The sequence below is a fragment of the Paraburkholderia sp. A1RI-2L genome, from assembly GCF_048957375.1.
Taxonomy (GTDB): domain Bacteria; phylum Pseudomonadota; class Gammaproteobacteria; order Burkholderiales; family Burkholderiaceae; genus Paraburkholderia.
In genome coordinates this window covers 1,802,708-1,820,513 of the sequence record NZ_JARBTA010000002.1, presented here as the reverse complement: position 1 = coordinate 1,820,513, position 17,806 = coordinate 1,802,708, and the positions used below count along the sequence as shown (strand labels likewise).

Genomic DNA, 17,806 nt, shown 5'->3' with positions numbered 1-17,806 from the left:
GGGCGTGTTCATACGGACCTCCGGATCGGGGCGTGCTCGACGAGCGCTTGCAGGCGCTGCGCATAGCCACGCAGATTTGCTTCGTTATACGGATCAACTGCGTCGAACACGGCGTGCGTGCGGGCGCGGTACGCGGCAAGCCCGGCGTCGTGCGTGCGCGAGGCGGCGATCAGCTGCTGGCCGCCTTCGTGAGCGTCGAAGCCCGGGTAGTAATAGCCCGCGCCGAAGCCGGCAAGCCATGGCGAGTTGTGAATGAGCGGGTAATCGCCGTACAGCACGTCGAGATAGCTGTAGTTCTGGTCGTTGTCCCATTGATGCGCGACCACGGCATCGGTGTGCTGGCTCATGAAGCCCGCGATATCGTGGCGGCCATGAAAGGTGGCGCGATGCTCGCGCACGAGATCGAGCGAGTTGGCCAGATGCAGCATCGTCAGATGATCTTTCATGTGCAGCGTATTGAGCGCGTGCAGCGCGGCGATGCTCGCGCGGTCGGCGCGGTACGCCTCATCGCAGGCCAGCATCGGGATGCTCGAGCACTTCACTACCGAGATATTCGGCTCGAAGATCGCCACGCGCAGCGCGCCGCCGGCAGCTTCGCGAGCGCTGCGGCTGCGCTCTGTTCCATAGCCGTATTCCAGGCCGTGCTGGGCCAGCTCGGCGATGCGCGCCTGCAGGAAACCCGCGTGCCACACATAGGGCACCACGTGCACGGGGCAGCGGTGCAGCGTGCGCATCATCGGCACGTGCAGGCGGTCCTTGGAGACCACCCAGATTTCGTCGCAGCGGTCCGGGCGCGAGGTGTGCACGGGCTTGTCGAACACGACCGGCTCTACGAGCCCCACGTACGGTTGCCCGCAGCAGTAATAGACCACCTTGCGGCCACGCGCGCGCATCAGGTCGAGCCACACGTTATCGAGCGCGCCGGCCATTTCGATGACCACGTCGACGGCGTCCGTCGCTTCGCGCTGGGTGAGGATGGAGAGGCCCGGCGCGATGGCGTCGACCGGTTGCGGCAGGCGCTGTTCGCTGCCGACGTCGATGAGCACGACCGACTCCACGAGCGGGAGCCGCTGGAAAGCTTGTGCAATGAAGATGACGTTTTGGCCGAGCCCGTTCTGCCAGATACTCTGACCCTCGTGACTGAGCACCGAAATGCCGATTCTCATGATGTGTTTTCCGTGTATTGCGCGGGGATGGAATTGCAGGGATGCGCGATGAGAGGCAGTTTGCGCTGGCGCCGGAAGTGTCGATATCGGAATAATTCGAATATCTCGAATTTAAATCCCTGAATGAGTGGAGCGGGTTTCCGTGCGAGGTGGCACACCGTAAAAATTCGAAAGTGGGGGGAGTTGTTTATTTGCGTCAATTACCAGATTGGCTATTTATACGAATTTAAAGGTATGGTCGGCCATGCCTTGAAACACCCTGCTTTTCGGCCTTGCAACGGGCTACGGGAGTAAGACAAATTCGATAGCGAGGGGCGTGCGCGGGTAATAGAAGGATTTCTATAGAGCGGGTCGGCGCCGGATGGAATGCTTGCGACATTCGATTTCCGAGAAAAAGCGGAAACGTCTGGCCGGTTAAAGAAACCGAATTCAAGGAGCCGGTTGAGGCTCGCGAGTCCGACCCGAGGGTGTCATGAACAAAGCTTATCGCACGGTATATAACGAAGCGCTGAACGCCTGGGTGGCGGTCAGTGAAATAGATTCTGCTAAAGGAAAGTCAAGCAAGTCCGAACGCAAGGCGGGACGCCCGCTGACGCGTGCCGCGGCCATCGCCGTGCTGGGAGCGGGTCTCTTCGCTGTATTCGCTCAGCCCGTCGTAGCGGGTATCGGCGGCGCCAACACCAACTTCCAGTATGCAGACGGCCCGACTAGCTACACCTATCAGAACACGGTGGCGACGAGCTTCAACGGTGTTGCCTTAGCTGGCGCGATCGACTGCGGGATGTTGGCGCCGGCGGGCACGTCGAGCGTGACGTCGATGATCTACGGCACAGGCGCGAACTACACCGGTGGTCTGTATGGCTTTGGTCAACAGACTACCAGGCTTTCATATGGCGCTGCCTCCAATACGGGCCCGGGCCAGACCGGCGGCATCAACACCTGGACCGGCGCGCAAACGTTAGGCAACGTGTTTGTCACGAGTGCCCAGGCGCCTACCGCCAATGGCGTGGGCAACACGCTGGCGACCGGCATGAACTCGTTCGCCACTGGCTGCGGCTCGCAGGCGACCGGCATCGGCTCGAACGCGAATGGCTGGGGCGCGGTTGCCTCGGGTACGGGCGCATCGTCCCTCGGCATCAACGCGACCGCATCGGGCCAGGGCTCGTTTGCGTTTGGCACGTACGCGACCGCGAGCGCCACGGACACGGTCGCCATTGGCACGCTCGCGAATGCGAGCGGAAGGGCCGCGCTCGCGTTGGGTGGACAGTCCACGGCAGCCGGCCAGTCGGCCATTGCGCTCGGCTATCTCGCGGTGGCGCAAGGCAACTATGGCATCGCCCAGGGCGACAGCTCGGTGGCGGGCGCGACGGGTCAGAACGTGGCGATCGGCTCGGCCGCCACCAACGCGAACAGCACGACCGCCGCCGGCGGCGCCGTGGCCATCGGCCGTGCGCAGAGCGCGACCGGCGACGGCGCGGTCGCGCTCGGCAGCGCCAACAAGGCGCTGGGCAACGGCGCGGTTGCGCTCGGTCTCACGACGACCGCCAACGGCACCGGCGCGCTTGCGCTCGGCAGCACCACGACGGCCAGCGCAACGAACGCCGTGGCGATCGGCCCGAACGCGAACGCTGCCTATGCGGACAGCGTGGCGATTGGCGCCAACAGCACGACCGGCGCCGCCGCTCCGACGGGCACTGGCTACGCCACCGGCACGGCGGCACCCGTGGCCGAGGTCTCGGTCGGCAACGCGGGCGAGCTGCGTCGCGTCACCAACGTCGCGGACGGCTCGGCACCGCAAGATGCCGTAACGGTTGCCCAATTGAGCACGAGCGATTCAAGCCTCTCGACGAGCGTCAGCTCGCTCTCGACCGGTCTCTCGACGACCGATAGCAACCTCGCGAGCCTGTCCACGTCGGCCTCGACGGGGCTGAGCTCGCTCTCGACCGTCACCTCCACGGGTCTGTCATCGCTGTCGACCGGTCTCTCGACCACGGATAGCAACCTCACGAGCTTGTCCATTTCGTCCTCGACGGGCTTGAGCTCGCTCTCGACGGGTCTGTCGACCACCAACAGCAACGTCGCGAGCCTCTCGAGCGGCGTCGACTCGCTGTCCACGGGTCTGTCGACGACCAACAGCAGCCTCGCGAGCCTGTCGACGGCAACCGCGAACGCCACCGGCAACACCGACTCGCTGTCGACGGCACTGGCCGATCTGGCCGCCTCGTCCTCGACCAGCATCAGTTCGCTGTCGACCTCGACGTCGACGAGCGCCGGCTCGCTGTCGACCAGCATCGATACGCTGTCGACTTCGGCATCGACGGGTCTCAGCTCGCTGTCGACCGTGACCTCCACGGGTCTGTCCTCGCTGTCGACGGGTCTGTCGACCACCGATAGCAACGTGGCCAGCCTGTCTTCGTCGACTTCGACGAGCGCCAGCTCACTGTCGACCAGCATCGATACGCTGTCGACTTCGGCTTCGACGGGCCTCAGCTCGCTCTCGACGGTGACCTCCACGGGGCTGTCTTCGCTGTCGACCGGTCTCTCGACCACCGATAGCAATGTGGCCAGCTTGTCTTCGTCGACTTCGACGAGCGCCAGCTCGCTGTCGACCAGCATCGACACGTTGTCGACTTCGGCTTCGACGGGTCTCAGCTCGCTGTCGACCGTGACCTCCACGGGCCTGTCCTCGCTCTCGACCGGTCTCTCGACCACCGACAGCAACGTGGCCAGCCTGTCCTCGTCGACTTCGACGAGCGCCAGCTCGCTGTCGACCAGCATCGACACGCTGTCGACCTCGGCTTCGACGGGTCTCAGCTCGCTGTCGACGGTGACCTCCACGGGCCTGTCCTCGCTCTCGACCGGTCTCTCGACCACCGACAGCAACGTGGCCAGCCTGTCCTCGTCGACTTCGACGAGCGCCAGCTCGCTGTCGACCAGCATCGACACGCTGTCGACCTCGGCTTCGACGGGTCTCAGCTCGCTGTCGACGGTGACCTCCACGGGCCTGTCCTCGCTCTCGACCGGTCTCTCGACCACCGACAGCAACGTGGCCAGCCTGTCCTCGTCGACTTCGACGAGCGCCAGCTCGCTGTCGACCAGCATCGACACGCTGTCGACCTCGGCTTCGACGGGTCTCAGCTCGCTGTCGACGGTGACCTCCACGGGCCTGTCCTCGCTCTCGACCGGTCTCTCGACCACCGACAGCAACGTGGCCAGCCTGTCCTCGTCGACTTCGACGAGCGCCAGCTCGCTGTCGACCAGCATCGACACGCTGTCGACCTCGGCTTCGACGGGTCTCAGCTCGCTGTCGACCGTGACCTCCACGGGTCTGTCCTCGCTCTCCACGGGTCTGTCGACCACCGATAGCAACGTGGCCAGCTTGTCTTCGTCGACTTCGACGAGCGCCAGCTCGCTGTCGACCAGCATCGACACGTTGTCGACCTCGGCTTCGACGGGTCTCAGCTCGCTCTCGACGGTGACCTCCACGGGCCTGTCCTCGCTCTCGACCGGTCTCTCGACCACCGACAGCAACGTGGCCAGTCTCTCCTCGTCGACTTCGACGAGCGCCAGCTCGCTGTCGACCAGCATCGACACGCTGTCGACTTCGGCTTCGACGGGTCTCAGCTCGCTCTCGACCGTGACCTCAACGGGTCTGTCCTCGCTGTCGACGGGTCTGTCGACCACCGATAGCAACGTGGCCAGCCTCTCCACCGGCGTCGACTCGCTGTCCACATCGGCCTCCACGAGCGCCAGCTCGCTGTCGACCAGCATTGATACGCTGTCGACTTCGGCTTCGACGGGTCTCAGCTCGCTCTCGACCGTGACCTCAACGGGTCTGTCCTCGCTCTCCACGGGTCTGTCGACCACCGATAGCAACGTGGCCAGCCTCTCCACCGGCGTCGACTCGCTGTCCACATCGGCCTCCACGAGCGCCAGCTCGCTGTCGACCAGCATCGATACGCTGTCGACTTCGGCTTCGACGGGTCTCAGCTCGCTCTCGACCGTGACCTCTACGGGCCTGTCTTCGCTTTCGACCGGTCTGTCGACCACCGATAGCAACGTGGCCAGCCTCTCCATGTCGACCTCGACAAGCGCCAGCTCGCTGTCGACCAGCATCGACACGCTGTCGACTTCGGCATCGACCGGCCTCAGCTCGCTCTCGACCGTGACCTCAACGGGTCTGTCTTCGCTTTCGACCGGTCTGTCGACCACCGATAGCAACCTGGCCAGCCTGTCCTCGTCGACCTCGACGGGCCTCGATTCGCTGTCGACCTCAGCATCGACCGGCCTCAGCTCGCTGTCGACCGTGACCTCTACGGGCCTGTCTTCGCTTTCGACCGGTCTTTCGACTACCGATAGCAACCTGGCCAGCCTGTCCTCGTCGACCTCGACGAGCATCGACTCCCTGTCGACCTCGGCATCGACGGGCTTGAGCTCGCTCTCGACCGTGACCTCCACGGGCCTGTCGTCGCTGTCGACCGGTCTCGATACGACCAACAGCATGCTGGACTCGCTCTCGACTTCGACGTCCACGGGCTACGTGGATCTGTCGACGGGCCTGTCGTCGCTGTCCACGCTGACCTCGACCAGCGTGAGCTCGCTGTCGACGGGCGTGGTGTCGCTCTCGACCGGCATCGTTTCGCTGTCGACCGTCGTGATCTCGCTGTCGACCTCGACCTCGACGAGCGTCGCCTCGCTCTCGACCGGCATCGACACGACGAACGCGAACCTGAACTCGCTGTCGACCTCGACCTCGTCGAGCGTGGCCTCGCTGTCCACCGGCATCGATACGACCAACAGCAGCCTGCATTCGCTGTCGACGTCCACGTCCACGAGCGTCGCCTCGCTCTCGACCGGTGTCGAGTCGCTATCCTCGTCCACGTCGTCGAGCGTGGCTTCGCTGTCGACCGGCATCGATACGACCAACAGCAACCTGAACTCGCTGTCGACCTCGACTTCGGCGAGCGTGGCCTCGCTCTCGACCGGCATCGATACGACCAACAGCAACCTGAACTCGCTGTCGACCTCGACCTCGGCGAGCGTGGCCTCGCTGTCGACCGGCATCGATACGACCAACAGCAACCTGAACTCGCTGTCGACCTCGACCTCGTCGAGCGTGGCCTCGCTCTCGACCGGCATCGATACGACCAACAGCAACCTGAACTCGTTGTCGACGGCTACGTCGGCGGGCTTCAACTCGCTGTCGACCAGCATCGACACGACCAATAGCAGCCTGCAAAGCCTCTCGACGGCGGCTTCGAGCAGCTCCGGCGGCGTCAGCTCGCTGTCGTCGACGGTGAGCGATCTGTCCACCTCGACTTCGACGGGCATGTCCTCGCTGTCGACCGGCCTCTCGACGGTCAGCTCGCAGGTGAACTCGCTGTCCACCACGGTTGCGCCGGTGGTCCAGATGATCGACGCTGCGAATGCCGCGGGCAACGCCTTCATGGGCACGCTGGCCGGCGGCATGAACAACGACGGCACGGTGCAAACGCGTGGCGCGACGGGCGGTGCGATTCAGAACATCAGCGCGCAGAACTGCTCGTCGGTGAACGGTGTGGACGCAACGGGTTCGGGTCTGTGCGTGACCGCCAACGGCGAAGGCGCAACGGCTTACGGCTCGAGCGCCAACGCCACAGGCGACAACTCGACGGCCATGGGCTACCGCGCCACGACGGCGAACGCGAACACCGTGGCAGTCGGCTCGGGTTCGATCGCCGCGGGTCATAACGGCACGGCGGTGGGCGTGAACTCGCGCGCCTCGGGTGCCGGTTCGGTGGCGGTAGGCTATGGCGCCTCGGCGCCGGGCGCCAACTCGGTGGCCATCGGCCAGGGCTCGGTCGCCGATCAGGACAACACCGTCTCGTTCGGCGCGGCCGGCACGGAGCGCCGCCTCACCAACATCGCGGCGGGCGTGGCTCCGACCGATGCCGCAACGGTCTCGCAGCTCGGCAGCGTGCAGAGCAACGTGAACAACGTGGCGCGCACGGCCTACGCCGGCACGGCGCTCGCGATGGCCATGAGCGGCACGTATCTGCCGTCGCTCAACGCCGGCGAGAAGACGGTGGGCGTGGGCTTCGGTTCATACCAGGGCTACAGCGCCGTTGCGGTGAACTTCAAGGGCTTGTCGGGCAACGGCCGCTGGGGTTACGGCGCCGGTGTCTCGACAACGGGTCATGACGTCGGCGTGAACGCGGGGGTGGGCTGGAAGTGGTAAGCCAGCACTAGCAGGCGAGTAAAACCAAAACTAAAAGTAGCAGTGCAGTGAACGACGGGCGGCCGGCAACGGTCGCCCGTTTTTTTACGACTGCATCGCGCAGCCGCAAGCGCTTCCATCCGGCCGTCCAATCCTGACCTTATTATTCGTATGCGGCAGTGCAGCAACGATCGGGTATGCTGTCGGCTCTATTAAAAATTTCCATTCGAGAGACGAGCATGCGGCGTGTCGTATTCAATCAGAAAGGCGGCGTAGGGAAGTCGACGATCGTTTGCAATCTTGCAGCAATTAGCGCCAGCGAAGGGCTGAGAACGCTGGTCATCGATCTGGATGCGCAGGCGAATTCAACCCAGTACCTGCTGGGCGCGCAAGCCGGCGAGGTGCGCTCCACGGTGGCGAGCTTCTTTGAGACCGCGTTGACGTTCAGCTTCAAACCCGTGGACGTGACGTCGTTCATTCATCCGACACCGTTTGAGAACCTCGACATCATGCCCGGTCATGCCGACCTGGATACGCTGCACGGCAAGCTTGAATCCCGCTACAAGATCTACAAGCTGCGCGACGCGCTCAACGAGCTCGACATGTACGACGCGGTGTATATCGACACGCCGCCGGCATTGAACTTCTACACTCGCGCCGCGCTGATCGCCGTCGAGCGTTGCCTGATTCCGTTCGACTGCGACGACTTCTCCCGGCGCGCGCTTTACACGCTGCTCGAAAACGTGAAGGAGATCCAGCAGGATCACAACGCCGCGCTGGAGGTGGAGGGCATCGTCATCAACCAGTTTCAGCCGCGCGCAAGCCTGCCTCAAAAGCTGGTCGACGAACTGATCGGCGAGGGCTTGCCGGTGCTCGCTTCGCGGCTGTCTTCGTCGGTGAAGATTCGCGAATCGCATCAGCAGGCGACTCCCGTTGTCCACCTCGATCCGGGACACAAGCTCTCGCGTGAATATCGGGCCTTGCATCAGGAGCTGACGCAGTAGCTGCGCCGTCCGGCGTCCGGCGGACCCGGGGAGTGGAGCCCGCCGGGCCCGTCGCCGCGTTTCGGCGCGCTCACATCGTTTTCAACGCCGAGCGCTTGAGCTTGCCGGTTTCGGTTCTCGGCAGCGCGTCGAGGAACGCGATCAGGCGCGGGTACTTGTAGGCCGCCACCGCGTTCTTCACGAAGGCTTGCAGCTCGGCCACCATGGCCTCATTGCCCTCGAAGCCGGGGCGCAGCACCACGAACGCCTTCACCACCTGGCCGCGCAATTCGTCGGGCACGCCCGTCACGCCGCATTCCACCACGGCGGGGTGCTGCATCAGCACGGTCTCGATCTCGGGGCCCGCGATGTTGTAGCCCGACGAGACGATCATGTCATCGGCGCGCGCCTGGTAGAACACGTAGCCGTCGGCGTCGATGGTGACCGCGTCGCCAGGCAGATTCCAGCCGTCGCGCACGAACTTCTTCTGCCGCTCGTCGGCCAGATAGCGGCAGCCCGTCGGCCCGCGCACCGCGAGATTGCCGGTGACGCCGGGCGGCACCGGCTGCATGTCGTCGTCGAGCGCCTGCACCTCATAGCCCGGCACCGCGCGCCCGATCGAGCCGGGCCGCACCTCGCCGCCCGCCGAGGAAATGAAAATGTGGATCATCTCGGTGCCGCCAATGCCGTCGATCATTTCGATGCCGGTTGCCTCGCGCCACAAGTCCCGCGTCGCCTGCGGCAGCGCCTCGCCCGCGGATACGGTCTTGCACAGGCTTGAAATGTCGTAGTCCTTCACGAGCGGCGCCATCTGCCGGTAGAAGGTGGGCGCGGTGAATACGATGGTCGCGCGAAAGCGCTCGATGGTTTGCAGCAGCAGCGCGGGCGTGAGCTTTTCGATCAGCACGGTCGAGGCGCCCACGCGCAGCGGGAAGCAGAGCAGGCCGCCCAGCCCGAATGTGAACGCGAGCGGCGGCGTGCCGCAAAACACGTCGTCCGCGGTGGGCTTGAGCACGTGGCGCGGGAACAGGTCGCACATGGCGATCACATCGCGGTGGAACTGCATGCAGCCCTTCGGCGTGCCCGTGGTGCCGCTCGTGAACGCGATCAGGCAGACGTCGTCGCTGGCCGTGTCGCATGCGGTGAACGCGGCGGGCTTGCTGGCCGCGAGACTTTCGAGGCTGCCGGGCGCATCGTCGTGGAAGTAGCGCACCTGGGCGAGGTTCGCGCAGAAGAATTCGTCGTCGGCCTGGGTGCAGCGCGCGAGCTCGTCGGCGAGGCGCACGTCGCACAGCGCCGCGTTCACGCTCGCCTTGTCGATGATCTGCCTGAGCTCCTTCGCGCGCAGCAGCGGCATGGTGGGCACCACCACGAGCCCGGCCTTCAACGACGCCAGCAGCGCAACGGCCATCTGCAGCGTATTGGGGCCGCGCAGCAGCACGCGGTTGCCGGGCTTCAGGCCCATGTCGTCCACCAGCACGTGAGCACTGCGGTCCACCCGTTCGCGCAATTGCGCATAGGTGGTCGCTTGCGGCTTGCCGTCGACGTCGGACCAGACGGCCGGGCGCGCCCCATGCCCGGCCTCGATGGCGCGGTCCAGCAACTCGGCCGCACAGTTCAGACGCGCGGGATAGGCGACGTCGGGATTGTCGAGAAGCAACGCGGGCCACTGCGATTCGGGCGGCAGGTTATCGCGTGCAAAGGTGTCGACGTGAGCGGTCGGTTGCATGGTGTCTCCGGCTTGGCTGCGAACAGCCTTGTAGGGTGTTCTGTTGCGTGGCTCTTGTTGGTCCGCTTATTGGCTCGCTTATTGGCTCGCTTATTGGCTCGCTTATTGGCTGGATAAGCGGGCATCGCCGGGAATCACGGCCGTGGCCTCGATCTCCACTTTCGCCTCGTCCTCCATGAGCGCGACCACCTGGATGGCGCTCATGGCGATGTCGTAGTCGCCGATCAGCTCGCGAAACGCCGCGCCGATCTCCTTGAGCGATGCCACGTACTCCTTTTTGTCGGTGACGTACCAGGTCATGCGCACCAGATGCTCGGGCTTGCCGCCCGCGGCGTCGAGCACGGCCACGATGTTGCGCAGCGCCTGCACGGCCTGCGCGCCGAACTCGCGGCTCGTGAAGCGCGCGTTCTCGTCCCAGCCGATCTGGCCGGCGATATAGACCTGGGTGCCCACGGCGGCGACGCCGTTGGCATAACCGCGCGGCTTGACCCAGCCTGCGGGAAGAAGGGCTTTTTTCATGAGTGTTCCGTTTGGTAGGCCTTGAGCAGATCACGTCCGACGATCAGTTGCTGAACCTCGGTCGCGCCTTCGTAAATGCGCAGCGAACGAATCTCGCGGTAGAGCGATTCGACGATGTTGCCGCTTTGCACGCCCATGCCGCCCCAGAGCTGCACGGCGGCATCGATCACCTGTTGCGCGCCTTCGCTCGCATGCCACTTCGCCATGGCCGCTTCGCGCGTGACGCTCACGCCCTGGTCGCGTAGCCACGCGGCACGATAGACGAGCAGGGCGCTGCTGTCGATGGTGAGCGCCATCTGCGCGAGCTTCGCCTGGGTGAGCTGAAAATCGCCGAGCGTCTGGCCGAACATCTGGCGCGACGCGGCGCGCGCGAGACCTTCGTCCATCGCGCGGCGCGCAAAGCCGAGCGACGCGGCGGCCACCGAGGTGCGGAAGATGTCGAGCGTGCGCATGGCGATCTTGAAGCCTTCGCCCGGCGCGCCCAGCATCTGGCTCTTGTTCACGCGCGCGCCGGCGAAGCGCAGACGCGCGAGCGGATGCGGCGCGATCACGTCGATGCGCTCGGCAATCTCGAGCCCCGGCGTGTCGGCATCCACGACGAACGCGCTGATGCCGCGCGCGCCCGGCGCTTCGCCGGTGCGCGCGAACACCACGTAGAAGTCGGCAATGCCGCCGTTCGAGATCCACGTCTTCTCGCCGTCGAGCACGTAGTCCTGGCCGTCGGCGCGCGCGGCCAGCGCCATCGCGGCCACGTCGGAGCCCGCGTTCGGCTCGGAGAGCGCGAACGCGGCGATGGCTTCGCCGCTCGCGACGCGCGGCAGATAGCGGGACTTCTGCGCATCGCTGCCCGCGAGCGAGATCGCGCCCGAGCCGAGGCCCTGCATCGCCAGAGCGAAATCGGCGAGGCCCGAATGCTTCGCGAGCGTTTCGCGCAGCAGGCACACGGCGCGCGTGTCGATGGTGTCGCCATGGCCGCCCCACGCGGTGCCGCCCACGCCGTAGCGCAGCCAGCCCGCCGCGCCCAGCTTGCGCACGAGTGTGCGGCAGGTATCGTCGACATTGTCGTGCGGCACATGCGCGAGATGCAGGCGTGACCACTCCTCGACGCCTTTTGCAAGCGCGCGGTGATGGTCTTCGAAGAACGGCCACGCGAGCGCGCCATGCAGGGTGTTGTCAGCGTTCACTGGCTCAATCTCCCTTGAAAACCGGACGCGTCTTCGCCGCGAAAGCGTCATACGCGCGGCCGAAGTCGCGCGTCGCCATGCAGATCGCCTGCGCCTGCGCTTCCGATTCGATCGCCTCGTCGATGCTCATAGTCCATTCCTGATGCAGCATCGTCTTGGTGATGCCGTGCGCGAAGGTCGGGCCCGCCGCGAGATCGGCCGCAAGCTTTTGCGCCTCCGCGAGCAGCACTTCCGGCTCGCACAGCCGGTTATAGAACCCCCAGGCGTGGCCTTCCTCGCCGCTCGCGGAGCGGCCCGTATAGAGCAGCTCGGCCGCGCGGCCCTGGCCGATGATGCGCGGCAGGATTGCGCACGCGCCCATATCGCAGCCCGCGAGGCCCACGCGCGTGAACAGGAACGCGAGCTTGCTGCGCGCGGTGGCATAGCGCATGTCGGAGGCCATCGCGAGAATCGCGCCCGCGCCCGCGCACACGCCGTCCACGGCGGCGATGATCGGCTGCGGGCAATGGCGCATCGCCTTCACGAGGTCGCCGGTCATGCGCGTGAACATCAGCAGCTCGGGCATCGGCAAGTCGATGAGCGGCGCGATGATGTCGTGCACGTCGCCGCCCGAGCAGAAGTTCTCGCCCGCGCCGTGCAGCACGACGCTCTTCACATCGGTGGCGTAGGCGAGTTGGCGGAACAGGTCGCGCAACTCCGCATACGATTCGAACGTGAGCGGATTCTTGCGCTCGGGGCGGTTCAGCGTGATGGTCGCCACGCGGCCCTCGACCGACCAGCCGAAGTGCTTCGCCTCGTAGCCGGCCAGCGTCGTGCGGTTGCCCGCGAAGAGCGCATCCGCGCTGGAGCGTTCTGTCGTCAAGGTATGTCTCCTTTAGCTTGGAGCGCGCTCAGCCTTCGAGGCTGTCGCGCAGATGTTGCTTGAGCTTGCCGAGGCGCTCGTGCATCTTCGACTTCTCGTCGAGCGAGAGGCCGCCGAACATTTCCACCACCCACTGCTCGTGCGCGGCGGCCATGCGGTCGAACGCGGCGCGGCCCTCGGGCGTGAGGCGCACGGCAATCGAGCGGCGGTCCTCGGGGTCGGCGTCGCGCGTGACGAGGCCTTCCTTTTCCAGCTGATCGGTGATGCCGGTGACGTTGCCGCCCGTGACCATCAGGCGGCGCGAGAGCTCGGTCATCCGGAGTCCTTCGGGATGGCGTTCTAGCTGCGCCATCAAGTCGAAGCGCGGCAGCGTGGTGTCGAATTCGGTGCGCAGGCGGCGGCGCAGCTCGGCTTGCACGAGGTTGGTCGTGGTGAGCAGGCGCAGCCACAGGCGCAGGCCCATGTGGCTGTCGGCGCCGGTGCTCATCTCCATGTCGACGACGTTCTCCGCGAGCTTTTCGACGCCCTTGCGCGTCGTCTTCGCGGCAGGCGCCTTGCGCGGCTTCTGTTTCGGCACAGGCGAGGTCATGTGATTTCTCCACCGGAAACGGATATCGATTGCCCTGTGATCGCGGACGACCCGGGCGCGCACAGCCACAGCACCGCGTTGGCGACTTCTTCCGGCTGGACGAAGCGCTGCTGCGGGTTGTGACGCACGAGGATGCTACGCGCCTCGGCCTCGCTGCGCGAGGTCTTGCGCGTGATCTGGTCGAGCGAGGCCTGCAGCAGTTCCGTTTCCGTATAGCCGGGGCATACCGCGTTCACCGTCACGCCCTGCGTGGCGACTTCGAGCGCAAGCGCGCGCGTCATGCCGATCACGCCGTGCTTCGACGCGCAATACGCGGCCACATACGGATAGCCGACCTGGCCCGCCGTGCTCGCCACGTTGACGATGCGGCCGCTCTTGCGCGCGAGCATCGCCGGAATCACGGCACGCGTGCAGAGGAACACGCCCGTGAGGTTCACGTCGAGCATGCGCTGCCAGAGATCGAGCCCGGTCTGGGCGAACGGCGAGGCAGTGGCCTGGCCCGCGTTGTTCACGAGGATGTCGATCGCGCCGAGGCCATCGGCAGCGCTCGCGAACGCATCGTGTACGGCGCGTTCGTCGGTCACGTCGACGCTCACGCAGGCGATGCGCTCGCCGGCTCCCAACACCTCGCGCTGCGCCTGGAGCTTCGCCGCGTCGCGGCCCATCAGCGTGACGCGCGCGCCCGCATGCAGCAGCGCGGCGGCCGTCGCCGCGCCGATGCCGCTGCCTCCGCCGGTCACCACGGCGTGCTGTCCTTTCAGCGTATCGTCGCTCATGCTCACACCGTGCCTTCCGCGCGCTGGGCGCGTTCGAGCGGAGAGAGCCCCGCAGCCGCGGCGGCGGCCGCGCGTTCGCGCTCGATGTTGCGTTCGAGCTGGGTCTTCGCCGCCGTGTACTGGTTCGGCCACTTCACGTCGAAGTAGCCGATCTTCGCGGCCTCGCCGAGCGTCCACGCCGGGTTGGCGAGGTGCGGGCGCGCCACCGCGCAAAGGTCGGCGCGGCCCGCCGCAATGATGCCGTTCACGTGGTCGGCCTCCGAGATTGCACCCACGGCGATGGTCGCGATGCCGGCTTCGTTGCGGATGCGGTCCGCGAACGGCGTCTGGAACATGCGGCCATACACGGGCTTTTCGTCCTTGCTCACCTGGCCCGACGAAACGTCGATCATGTCCGCGCCTGCCGCCTTGAAGGCACGCGCGATCTGCACGGCGTCGTCGGGCGTGATGCCGCCTTCGACCCAGTCATGCGCGGAAATACGCACGGAAATGGGCTTGTCGTCGGGCCATACGGCGCGAATCGCCCCGAACACCTGGAGCGGATAGCGCAGGCGATTCTCGAGCGAGCCGCCATATTCGTCGGTGCGCTGGTTCGTGAGCGGCGAGAGGAAGCTCGACAGCAGATAGCCGTGAGCGCAGTGCAGTTCGAGCCAGTCGAAGCCGGCCTCGGCGGCCATCTGCGTGGAGCGCACGAATTGCGCTTCGATTTCCTGCAATTCTTCCAGGCTGGCCGCGTGCGAATGCTGGCTCACGCCGCGCAGATACTGCTGCGGCGACGCGGAAACGAGCGGCCAGTTGCCCTCGTCGAGCGGCTGGTCGATGCCTTCCCACGCCACCCGCGTCGAGCCCTTGGCGCCCGAGTGGCCGAGCTGGATGCCGATCTTCGCATCGGAGTTCGCGTGCACGAAATCGACGATGCGCCGCCATGCGGTGAGATGCTCGGGCACATACATGCCGGGGCAGGCGGGCGTGATGCGCGCTTCGGGCGACACGCAGGTCATCTCGGTCATTACGAGCGCCGCGCCGCCCATCGCGCGCGCGCCCAGATGCATCAGGTGATAGTCGCCGGCCACGCCGTCGCGCGCGGAGTACTGCGCCATCGGCGACACCACCACGCGATTCTTGAGCGTGACGCCGCGCACCGTGAACGGGGTGAACATCGGCGGCGCGGCGCGCTGGCCGGCTGCCGCGCGCGCATCCGCATCGACGCCCGCGCGCGCGGCAAGCCACGACTCGAAGCTGCCGAGGTAGTGCGCATCGCGCTCGCGCAGGTTTTCGTGCGAGATGCGCTGCGAGCGCGTGAGCAGCGAATACGCGAACTGCTCGGGCTCGAACTTCGCGTAGCGGTCCACGTGCTCGAACCACTCCGTTGAATTACGTGCGGCGTTCTGGATGCGCAGCACGTCCACGCTGCGCACGCTCGTGTAGTGATGAAGCGCGGCGCGCAGGTCGCCCGGATGCGCTTCCATGCTGTTGGCGAGCTCGATGGCGTCTTCGAGCGCGAGCTTGGTGCCCGAGCCGATCGAGAAGTGCGCGGTATGCGCCGCATCGCCCATCAGCACGACCGGCGTCTGCTTGCCGTTCGCGCCGGCCTTCCAGTGCACCCACTCGCGGCTCACCACGCGCGGGAAGCGGATCCATTGCGACGAGCCGCGCAGATGCGCCGCGTTCGAGCGCAGTTCATGGCCGTCGAGATAGCGCGCGAACAGCTTCTCGCAGAACGCGATGCTGTCTTCCTTGCTCATTTCGTCGAGGCCCGCCGCCTTCCACACACGCTCGGGCGCTTCGACGATGAACGTCGAGGTGCTGTCGTCGAAGCGGTAAGCGTGCGCCTGGAACCAGCCGAACTCGGTTTCTTCGAAGGCAAACGTGAAGGCGTCGAACAGCTTCGAGGTGCCGAGCCACACGAAGCGGCAGTCGCGCAGATCGATGTCGGGCTGGTAGGTGGCCGCGTACTTCTGGCGCGTGGCGCTATTCAGGCCGTCGGCGGCGATGATGAGGTCGGCGTCCTGCACATCGTCGTCGCTCATCTGGGTCTCGAACACGAGCTTTACGCCGAGCTGTTCGCAGCGCGCCTGCAGGATGTTCAGCAGACGCTTGCGGCCGATGCCGCAGAAGCCGTGACCCGACGAGCGAATCGAGCGCCCGCGGAAATGGATCTCGATGTCGTCCCAGTGATTGAACGCGTCGAGAATCTGATCCGCGCTTTCCGGATCGGCCGCGCGCAGATTGCCGAGCGTCTGATCGGAAAACACCACGCCCCAGCCGAACGTGTCGTATGGGCGGTTTCTCTCGATCACCGTGATCTCGTAGTCCGGGTGACGACGCTTCATCAAAAGGCCGAAATAAAGTCCGGCTGGCCCGCCACCGATACAAACGATTCGCATGTTCGCTCCCTTGGTGAGTCTGCAGGGGCAGATTAGGCCGAATTACTTTAAGTGTCAAGTAATTGCACGGGACACCGGGAAAGCCCTGGCGCGGGTGGGCAAAGAGCGGAACCTGCAGGCGCTCAGCGGAATATGCGATGCTGGAGGGCGTGCGAGTGGCGGACGGGTGCTTCGAGCTGGCACTGAATTCGCTTGGCGTAGCGGCTGCAGCGCCGAGTCATGACGAAACGCTTTCGCATTATCGCTGCCGTATAGCGCTGCGCAAATAATCAGTTATCCTGATGAAAGAGAAAAACCGTTCCAACCGGAGCCTTGATTGATGAGTCAGACATCGAAGCGATCGATCGAAATCGATTTTTTCCGCGGTTTCGCGTTGCTTGCCATCGCGCTCGATCACATGCCCGCCAGCGTGCTGTCGCACGGCATGCTGCACACCTTCGCGTACTGCGATTCGGCCGAGGTGTTCGTGTTCGTAAGCGGGTACGTGTCGGCAGCGAGCTGGCTCGCGATCGCGGCGAAAAAGGGCGTGGGCGCTGCCAACCAGCGCTTCTGGCGGCGTGGGCGCGAAATCTATGCCGCTTATTTGTGCGCTGCTGCACTGATGCTGCTTTCGGGTGCAGCGGCTGTTGGATTGCGCGTGGATTCGCCGCTCGTCGCGGATTCAGGCTTTCAGCGCTTCGTCGCGCATCCGTTCGCAATGCTCGGCAATGTCGCGGTGTTTCGCGATCAGCCGTATCTGGCGGGGGTTTTACCGCTCTACGTGATTCTCGTGCTCGCGCTGCCCGCGATCATGCCGCTCGCGCGGCGCGCGCCCGACGTCGCACTGCTGGGCAGCTTCGGCATCTGGCTGGGCGGCTGCTGGCTCGTGCGCTATCTGCCCGCCGTGCCCGGCTCGAACTGGCCATTCAATCCGTTCGCGTGGCAGGCGATGTTCGTGCTCGGCCTGCTGTGCCGGCTCTATCCGGTTTCGGCGGCGTTTCAGATTTCGCGTCTGGGCCGCGCGCTCACGGTGCTCGCGGGCGCGCATGTCGTGCTGTTCGCCGTGATGAAGCTGTTCGTCGACCTCGATCCAGCGCCGGGCTACATGAAGCAGAACCTCGCTAGCCTGCGTATCGTGAGCTTTGGCGCGGTAGCCTGGTTGGCCGCGCAGGCCGTGCGTCTGGGCTGGATCGGCTGGCTCGCGCGGCGCTTGCCGGGCGTGGTCACGGTGGGCCAGCAGGGGCTCGTGTGCTTCGTTGGCGGCGCGCTCGTGTCGAATGCGATCGACACGCTGTTGCGTGCAACGCATGTGAGCGCTTTCTGGCCCGCGCGGCTCGCGGGCGATCTGCTGGCTATTGGCGCGCTGCTGGTGCTAGCCGGCGGCGCGCGGCGATGGAAGAGGGAGCGCTCGCGCGCCGCGCTCACGTAAAAGCGCA

Annotated in this window: 11 protein-coding genes; 3 read left to right on the top strand and 8 right to left on the bottom strand. The window is 65.6% G+C overall.

Annotation, left to right across the window (positions count from 1 at the left end):
• Positions 1 to 8: 8 nt before the first annotated feature.
• Positions 9 to 1,166 carry a DUF2827 domain-containing protein gene (locus PWP93_RS23090; protein ID WP_421046093.1) on the bottom strand — a complete coding sequence of 386 codons (1,158 nt, stop codon included), beginning with the start codon at positions 1,164 to 1,166 and terminating at the stop codon, positions 9 to 11.
• Positions 1,167 to 1,638: 472 nt separating this feature from the next.
• Here PWP93_RS23090 and PWP93_RS23085 point away from each other — a divergent pair, with 472 nt between their 5' ends.
• Both PWP93_RS23085 and PWP93_RS23080 read left to right on the top strand, forming a co-directional pair.
• Positions 1,639 to 7,383, top strand: a complete 5,745-nt coding sequence (locus PWP93_RS23085) for an ESPR-type extended signal peptide-containing protein (RefSeq protein WP_421046092.1) — start codon at positions 1,639 to 1,641, stop codon at positions 7,381 to 7,383.
• A gap of 218 nt (positions 7,384 to 7,601) precedes the next feature.
• Positions 7,602 to 8,366, top strand: coding sequence for a ParA family protein (locus PWP93_RS23080; protein WP_421025472.1), 765 nt, complete (start codon positions 7,602 to 7,604; stop codon positions 8,364 to 8,366).
• Positions 8,367 to 8,436: 70 nt separating this feature from the next.
• Here PWP93_RS23080 and PWP93_RS23075 read toward each other — a convergent pair whose 3' ends face one another.
• The 7 genes from PWP93_RS23075 to PWP93_RS23045 form a co-directional block, all read right to left on the bottom strand.
• Positions 8,437 to 10,074, bottom strand: coding sequence for an AMP-binding protein (locus PWP93_RS23075; RefSeq protein ID WP_421046091.1), 1,638 nt, complete (start codon positions 10,072 to 10,074; stop codon positions 8,437 to 8,439).
• A 102-nt stretch (positions 10,075 to 10,176) separates the two neighbouring features.
• On the bottom strand, positions 10,177 to 10,593 hold the full coding sequence (locus PWP93_RS23070) for a RidA family protein (RefSeq protein ID WP_421046090.1): 417 nt from the start codon (positions 10,591 to 10,593) through the stop codon (positions 10,177 to 10,179).
• On the bottom strand, positions 10,590 to 11,777 hold the full coding sequence (locus PWP93_RS23065) for an acyl-CoA dehydrogenase family protein (protein ID WP_421025469.1): 1,188 nt from the start codon (positions 11,775 to 11,777) through the stop codon (positions 10,590 to 10,592). Before PWP93_RS23065 ends, PWP93_RS23070 begins: the two co-directional genes overlap by 4 nt.
• A gap of 4 nt (positions 11,778 to 11,781) precedes the next feature.
• Positions 11,782 to 12,639: an enoyl-CoA hydratase family protein gene (locus tag PWP93_RS23060; RefSeq protein ID WP_421046089.1), complete on the bottom strand. Its 858-nt coding sequence runs from the start codon at positions 12,637 to 12,639 to the stop codon at positions 11,782 to 11,784.
• A 28-nt stretch (positions 12,640 to 12,667) separates the two neighbouring features.
• Positions 12,668 to 13,228 carry a MarR family winged helix-turn-helix transcriptional regulator gene (locus PWP93_RS23055; protein ID WP_421025467.1) on the bottom strand — a complete coding sequence of 187 codons (561 nt, stop codon included), beginning with the start codon at positions 13,226 to 13,228 and terminating at the stop codon, positions 12,668 to 12,670.
• A complete protein-coding gene (locus PWP93_RS23050; protein WP_421046088.1) occupies positions 13,225 to 14,004 on the bottom strand; it encodes an SDR family NAD(P)-dependent oxidoreductase in 780 nt (259 codons plus the stop codon). The genes PWP93_RS23055 and PWP93_RS23050 overlap by 4 nt, the downstream gene beginning before the upstream one ends.
• Before the next feature lie 2 nt (positions 14,005 to 14,006).
• The gene (locus tag PWP93_RS23045; RefSeq protein ID WP_421046087.1) at positions 14,007 to 16,391 is read right to left on the bottom strand and encodes a bifunctional salicylyl-CoA 5-hydroxylase/oxidoreductase; all 2,385 of its coding nucleotides are present in this window, start codon (positions 16,389 to 16,391) and stop codon (positions 14,007 to 14,009) included.
• Positions 16,392 to 16,710: 319 nt separating this feature from the next.
• Between PWP93_RS23045 and opgC the strand changes: the two genes are divergently transcribed.
• A complete protein-coding gene (gene opgC / locus PWP93_RS23040; protein ID WP_421046086.1) occupies positions 16,711 to 17,799 on the top strand; it encodes an OpgC domain-containing protein in 1,089 nt (362 codons plus the stop codon).
• The last annotated feature ends 7 nt before the right edge of the window (positions 17,800 to 17,806 follow it).